The organism is Anaeromyxobacter sp. SG66 (assembly GCF_022690805.1).
GTDB classification, from domain to species: Bacteria; Myxococcota; Myxococcia; order Myxococcales; family Anaeromyxobacteraceae; genus Anaeromyxobacter; species Anaeromyxobacter soli.
The window spans coordinates 1-4,649 of the sequence record NZ_JALCZC010000182.1 but is presented as its reverse complement, the minus strand read 5'-3'; the positions used below and the strand labels follow the sequence as shown (position 1 = coordinate 4,649).

4 protein-coding genes and 1 pseudogene are annotated in these 4,649 nt (G+C 78.1%); 1 reads left to right on the top strand and 4 read right to left on the bottom strand.

The genetic code is table 11. The features are described 5' to 3' along the window. From MNZ39_RS23285 to MNZ39_RS23270, 4 genes and pseudogenes are all read right to left on the bottom strand, one after another. Positions 1–1,362 (bottom strand): annotated as a pseudogene (locus MNZ39_RS23285) (hypothetical protein); the annotation flags it as partial. A gap of 31 nt (positions 1,363–1,393) precedes the next feature. Continuing rightward, complete coding sequence (locus MNZ39_RS23280) at positions 1,394–2,374, bottom strand: RDD family protein (RefSeq protein WP_242341479.1); 981 nt, start codon at positions 2,372–2,374, stop codon at positions 1,394–1,396. Between the two features lie 172 nt (positions 2,375–2,546). Continuing rightward, a complete protein-coding gene (locus MNZ39_RS23275) occupies positions 2,547–3,287 on the bottom strand; it encodes a 16S rRNA (uracil(1498)-N(3))-methyltransferase (RefSeq protein WP_242341478.1) in 741 nt (246 codons plus the stop codon). Then, positions 3,284–4,135, bottom strand: a complete 852-nt coding sequence (locus tag MNZ39_RS23270; protein WP_242341477.1) for a 50S ribosomal protein L11 methyltransferase — start codon at positions 4,133–4,135, stop codon at positions 3,284–3,286. Before MNZ39_RS23270 ends, MNZ39_RS23275 begins: the two co-directional genes overlap by 4 nt. Positions 4,136–4,252: 117 nt before the next feature. On the opposite strand from MNZ39_RS23270, the gene MNZ39_RS23265 reads away from it, so the two are divergent. After that, on the top strand, positions 4,253–4,649 hold a 397-nt coding region (locus tag MNZ39_RS23265), incomplete at its 3' end, for a response regulator transcription factor (protein WP_242341476.1).

Genomic DNA, 4,649 nt, shown 5'->3' with positions numbered 1-4,649 from the left:
GGCGCGCGGCGGCTCCTCGGCGGACCACGGATCGAACGGCGCGGGCGCCGGCGCGGCGGGCGGCGCGGGAGCGGGAGCGGGGGTGCCGCGGCGCGCGGGGGCGGCGCGGCGACGCTTGCGCTCGCGGATGATCCGCTCGAACGCGCCCCCGAGCATCGAGTTGAGGAGGAGCAGATCGCCGAGCCGGCGCGCGGAGACGGGCGCGTCACCGTTGTCCGCGTACAGGACGCACACCGGGCGATCGCGCAGGAGCACGGGCGCGACGAGGGCGGTGCGCGGCTTGCCGCGATCGAGCCCGCCGAGGATCGCGGCGTTGCCGGCGGGCTCCGGCGAGAACGGCCCGAGGTACGGGCTCCGCGTCTCGATGACGGTCCGGAAGATGCCGGGGTCGTCGGCGTAGATCGCGACGCTGCGGGCGAGCTCGCGCGCCTCGGGCTCGAGCCCGAGCGCGTCGTGGCCGGCGACCGCGTCGCGCGTGACCGCGAACATCGCCGCGAACGGGAAGAAGTCGCGCGCGTACCGGAGCGCGGCGAGGACGACCTCGTCGCGCGTGCGCGCCGCCGCGAGCGCGGCCCGCGCGTCCTCGAGCGACCAGCGCGGGGGCGCGCTGCGGTCGGGCGGCCCGGGCGCCTCCTCGGGCGCCCCGACCGGCGGAGCCTCGGGCGCGCCCTCCTCGCCGGGGGGCGCGGTCTCGTCGGTGAGCAGCGCCGGATCGACCTCCTCGAGCGCCTGCGCGAGCGCCGCGGCGAGGGGCTCGAGCGGGCCGGCGTCCTCCTCGCCGAACCCGCTCGCGGCGGCGGCGTCCTGCGCGGCCGGGTCACGCGGCGAGGCCCCCTCCCCGCCGGCCGGCGTGGTCGCCTCGGGCGCGGCGGCCGGCTCCTCCGCCGGGAGCTCCCCGGCCGCCCTCGCGAGGGCCGCGAAGCGCGGCGCGAGGGGCGTGCCGTACAGCTGGTGCACGAGGAGGCGCACCCGCCACTCCGGCGCGACGAACGCCGAGAGGTTCAGGGAGAGCATGAAGCCGATCTCGTCGAGCAGGCTCGAGTCGACCGGGAACACCGAGACGACCGACAGCTCCCGCGCCTCGAGCGCGAAGGGCGCGAGCCCGTGGCGATCGGCCACGCGCGCGGGGAACACCCGCCGTGCGCGCGCGTCGGCGGCGGCGAACGCGGCGGGCGGCGCGGGGGGGACGTCGGCGGCCCCGGCGAGCGCCACCGCGAGTGCGTCCTCCGCGACGGCGCCGAGCTCGAGGAGCGCGGTGTCGAGCGCGCCTCCCGCCTCGTCCTGCCGCGCCAGCGCGCGCGCCATCACCTCGGCGGAGACCACGCCTTCTTCGACGAGGAGGGCGGCGAGGTCCTTCGGCACGGGTCGGTTGTAGGACCCCGTCATGTGGGGGTCAAGGCGCCTCCACCACCCAGGTCCGCGCGAGGAGGTCGTGGAGCGCCCTGCCGCTGCGGGTGAAGAGCGCGAGGAGGAACCCGAGCCCGAGGAGCCCCACCGACGGGACCGCGAGCGCGGCGCGCACGGCGCTCCGCGCGAGCGAGGGCCGCCTCCCGTCGGGGCCGACCACGCGCAGGCCCAGCATCCACTTCCCGAGCGTGGCGCCAGCGAGCGCGTGCGCGAGGGTCGCGTACACGGCGAGCGCGACCGCGAGGAGCGCCGCGAGCGAGAGGACGACGTCCGCCTCGCCGGCGAGGAGGTCGAGCAGGCCGTCGAGGCCGCTCGGGGGCGCGGGAACCCCGGCCGGGGTGGCCGCCAGCAGCGAGCGGCCGAGGAACACGACCCCGGCGAGGAGCGGGCCGGCGTCGATCGCCCAGGCCGCGGCGCGACGCCACGCCGCCGCCCGGCGGAGGTGGACCTCGGCGCGGCTCCCGCGGCTCTCGGAGCGAGGCCGCCCTGGCGCGGGCCTCGGCTCGGGCTCCGCCTCGGGCTCGGGCTCCGGCAGCGGCTCCGGCCAGAGCTTCGGCGCGGGCGCAGGCGACGCGGCGCGGGCCAGGGCGACCGCGGCCCCGGCGCCGCGAACGTCCTCCTGGAATGGAGGCGGCGCGGACTCCTCGAACAGGCCGTCCTCGGCCGCGACCTCCTCGAGCATGCGCCCGAGGTCCCAGTGCGAGCGGCTCACCGGCGCCGCCGGCGCGGGCGCGAGCTCGAAGTCGGGCTCGGACTCCACGGGCAGCGGCGGGAGCAGCTCCTGCTCGGGCGCGCGCGGAGCGGCGGCCACCCGCGGAGGCGGGGTGCGCGATCGGCGCCGATCGAGATCGAGCGCCACGTCGAGCAGACGCGGCGCCGGCTCCTCGCGAAGCGTGAGCGGCGCGCCGCAGTCGCCGCAGAAGGCGGCGCGGTCATCCGTCTCGCGGGCGCAGCGGGGACAGAGCACGGGTCGAGGCTACGGTCGACCCGCGGGCGGGTCAAGGAACGGGTCCTGCGCGGCAGGGGCCTGACGGCCGATGATCATTCGAGAACTGGCGAGCGAAGCGAGCCCGCCGGGGCGAGCAGGATGGGGCCCCGACGACGGCGGTCAGCCGTCGGTGGGGCGGGCGCAGCCCCGTTCAGCCAGACGCGCCCAGATCGCCGAAGCGCGCCTGGAGCAGCGCCACCGCGACGATGGCGGCGGTCTCCGCCCGGAGCACGCGCGGCCCGAGCGACGCGCGGTGCGCGCCTGCCGCGGCGAGGACCGCGAGCTCCGCCTCGGTGAGCCCGCCCTCCGGTCCGACCACCGCGGCGTAGGCGTTCGCCGCGGCCGGGGCGAGCGCGAGCACCGGCGGGCCGCCCGGCTGGAACGCGATCGCGAGCGCCCCCGGAGGCAGCGCGGCGAGCGCGACCGCGAGCGGCGCGGGCGCGCGCACCTCCGGGACGTCGGCGCGCCCGCACTGGCGCGCGGCCTCCTCGGCGATCCGCCGCCACCGCCGCGCGCGCTCCTCGCCCTTGTCCGGCTCGAGCCGGACGATCGACCGCTCCGCCGCGAAGGGGGCGACGACCGCCGCGCCGAGCTCGGTCGCCTTCTGGACGACGAGATCCATCTTCTCGCCCTTGGCGAGCGCGGCGAGGAGCCAGATCTCGGCGGACGCCTCGCCCTTCCCCGCGCGCGCCACGCCGAGGACGAGCGTCTCGAAGCTCGGATCGACGCACGCGGTCCAGGCGCCGCCGCGACCGTCGAAGACCTCGACCTCCGCCCCGGGCGCGAGCCTGAGCACGTCGCGGAGGTAGTGGCGCGCCTCGGGGGTGAGCGCGGCGCGCCCGGCGTCCAGCCGGAAGCGCTCGCCGGGCAGGTGCACGCGGCGGAGCGTCACGCGCGCGGTCGCTCCAGGGTGAGGAGGCTCCACTCCCCGTCGCGCCGCTCGAGGGCCGGGCGGAGCCCCTCCGCGACGTACGCGGCGCGGACCTCGTCCTCCTGCGGCCCGAGGATGCCGGCGAGCAGCACCGTGCCGCCCGGCGCGACGCGCGCGGCGACGTCCGGCGCGAGCTCCACGAGCGTGTTCGCGAGGATGTTCGCCACGACGAGGTCGAACACGCCGGGGATCTCTCCGACGGGCGCGCCGGTCAGCTCCAGCGCGGCGCCGTTCCGCTCCGCGTTCTCGCGCGCGACGCCGACGGCGACGGGGTCGTTGTCGTTCGCCGCGACGCGGCCCGCGCCGAGCTTCGCGGCGGCGATGGCGAGGAGGCCGGAGCCGGTGCCGACGTCGAGCACGGACGCGCCCGGACGCGCGTCGAGCAGCTCCGACAGCGCGGCGAGGCAGAGCGAGGTGGTGGGGTGGGTGCCGGTGCCGAAAGCCATCCCGGGGTCGAGCACGATCTCGGCCATGCCGGGCGGGGTGGGCGCGTCCACCCAGGACGGCCGCACGAAGGCGCGGCCCACGGCGAACGGACCGAGGCCCTTCTTCCAGGTCTCGCTCCAGTCCTCGTCGGCGATCTCGGCGATCTCTCCGCCGTACGCCGCCTGCGCCTCCCGGGCGGCCCCGGGCTCCGCGAAGAACGCGACGAGGAGGGCGCGGCCTGGCGGCGGCTGGGCCACGCCCGGCATCGGCGTGCCCTCGCCGTCGCGCACTTCGACGCCGGTCGCGCCCGCGTCGAAGAGCTCGGCGGAGAGGTCCTCGGCGCGCTCCCGCGCCGCATCCAGGGTGAGGGAGAAGGTGGGCATCGGCCGATGCCTATCCCGGGGCGCCCGGCGAGGCCAGCGTCATCTGCGGGCCGCGCGATATCGCACCTGGTCCGTCATTTCGCGGCCTTCCGAAACGAGGGTACGATCGGCCCCACCATGTCCCTGAACGTCCTCCTCGTCGAGCCGGACACCGCGCTCGCGGACGAGATCCGCCGCGCCTTCGGCCCGGCGGGTCTCGAGGTGACCTCGCTCCCGGCCGGCGAGCAGGCGGTCGAGCGCTGCCGGCAGGCGCAGCCCGACCTCATCCTCCTCGCCGCCGAGCTGCCCGACATGAGCGGCTTCTCCGTGTGCAACCGGCTGAAGCGCGCCTCGCAGGCGGTCCCGCTCCTGCTCTACACCGGCGACGCGACCGACGCGGCCATCGAGGCGCACCGCGCCACGCGCACGCGCGCCGACGACTACCTGCGCAAGCCCTTCGAGATGGCCGAGCTGCTCGGCCGCGCCGCCGCGCTCCTGCACGGCGACGGCGCGCCGGCCGCGCGTCCGGCGGGGA